The sequence below is a fragment of the Frankia sp. CcWB2 genome, assembly GCF_977927585.1.
The window spans coordinates 79195-81260 of the sequence record NZ_CDWRCM010000001.1; the positions used below are offsets into that span (position 1 = coordinate 79195).

2 protein-coding genes are annotated in these 2066 nt (G+C 66.7%); both read left to right on the forward strand.

Annotation, left to right across the window (positions count from 1 at the left end; all coding sequences use genetic code 11):
* Positions 1-1801, forward strand: a 1801-nt coding sequence (gene fusA / locus ACY45C_RS00415) for an elongation factor G (protein WP_462185687.1), incomplete at its 5' end; no start/stop codon positions are given.
* 73 nt (positions 1802-1874) lie between these two features.
* A partial coding sequence (locus tag ACY45C_RS00420; RefSeq protein ID WP_462185688.1) for a GTP-binding protein occupies positions 1875-2066 on the forward strand: 192 nt, incomplete at its 3' end.

Genomic DNA, 2066 nt, shown 5'->3' on the forward strand with positions numbered 1-2066 from the left:
GGTCCTCGACGGTGCGGTCGCGGTCTTCGACGCGGTCGCCGGAGTCGAGCCGCAGAGCGAGACGGTCTGGAAGCAGGCCGACCGTTACAACGTCCCGCGTATCGCCTTCGTCAACAAGATGGACCGGGTCGGTGCCGAGTTCCACCGCTGCGTGGAGATGATGATCGACCGGCTCGACGCGACGCCGGCCGTGATCCAACTCCCGTGGGGCGTGGAGGCCGACTTCCGCGGTGTCATCGACCTGGTCCGCATGAAGGGCCTCCTCTGGAAGACCGAGGACAAGGGCGCCTCCTACGAGACCGTCGACATCCCGCGGGATCACCTCGAGGCCGCGCAGGAGTGGCGCGACAAGCTCCTCGAGACCGTCGCCGAGAACGATGACGAGCTCATGGAGCTCTACCTCGAGGGTGAGGAGCCCTCCACGGAGCAGCTCATCGCCGCCCTGCGCCGCGCGACCCTGGCGAGCAAGGTCAACCCGGTGCTGTGTGGTTCGGCGTTCAAGAACAAGGGCGTCCAGCCCATGCTCGACGCCGTCGTCGACTTCCTGCCGAACCCGCTGGACATCGGCGCCACCGTCGGCCATGCGGTCGGCGGCGAGGAGACCGAGGTCCGCCGGGAGCCGAGCGAGGACGAGCCGTTTTCCGCGCTCGCCTTCAAGATCATGAGTGACCCGTACGTGGGTAAGCTGACCTATATCCGGGTGTACTCCGGCAAGCTGACCGGTGGTTCGCCGGTGCTGAACTCGACGAAGGACCGCAAGGAGCGCGTCGGCCGGATCCTGCAGATGCACGCCAACCACCGGGAGGACCGGGAGGGCGTCGGCGCGGGACAGATCGTGGCCGTGGTGGGGCTGAAGAACACCACCACGGGTGACACGCTCTGCGACCCGAACGCCCCGGTGATCCTGGAGTCGATGACGTTCCCGGCGCCGGTCATCCACGTCGCGATCGAGCCGAAGACCAAGGTCGACCAGCAGAAGCTGGGCGCCGCCATCCAGCGCCTCGCCGAGGAGGACCCGACCTTCCAGGTCCGCACCGACGAGGAGACCGGTCAGACGATCATCGCCGGCATGGGCGAGCTGCACTTGGACGTGCTGGTCGACCGGATGCGCCGCGAGTTCGGTGTCGAGGCGAACGTCGGCAAGCCGCAGGTGGCCTATCGGGAGACGATCCGCCGCAAGGTGGAGAAGGTCGACTACACCCACAAGAAGCAGACGGGTGGATCCGGCCAGTACGCCCGGGTGATCATCAACCTGGAGCCCTCCGGCGGCGACGGCGGCGGCTACGAGTTCGAGAACAAGGTCACGGGTGGTCGCATCCCCCGGGAGTACATCCCCTCGGTGGATGCGGGCTGCCAGGAGGCCATGGAGTTCGGTGTGCTCGCCGGCTACCCGCTGGTGGACGTCAAGGTCACCCTGCTTGACGGCCAGTTCCACGACGTCGACTCGTCCGAACTCGCATTCAAGATCGCCGGTTCGATGGCGTTCAAGGATGCGGCCCGCAAGGCCGACCCGGTGCTGCTCGAGCCTCTGATGGCCGTCGAGGTCACCACCCCCGAGGACCACATGGGTGACGTGATCGGCGACCTGAACTCCCGCCGTGGGCAGATCCAGGCGATGGAGGAGCGGGGCGGTTCCCGGATCGTACGGGCGCTGGTGCCACTGTCGGAGATGTTCGGCTACGTTGGTGATCTTCGGTCGAAGACCTCCGGCCGGGCGAGCTACTCCATGCAGTTCGACTCCTACGCCGAGGTTCCCGCGAACGTCGCCAAGGAGATCATCGCCAAGGCCCGGGGAGAGTGAACGCCCTCGCGGCGTGAGCAACACCCCTACCTGACTACACTGCACGACACCACCCGTCCTTGGAGGGACACCCGTGGCGAAGCAGAAGTTCGAGCGGACGAAGCCGCACGTCAACATCGGCACCATTGGTCACATCGACCACGGCAAGACGACCCTGACCGCGGCGATCACCAAGGTCCTGCACGACGCCTACCCGGACCTCAACCCCTTCACGCCGTTCGACCAGATCGACAAGGCGCCGGAGGAGAAGGCCCGCGGCATCACG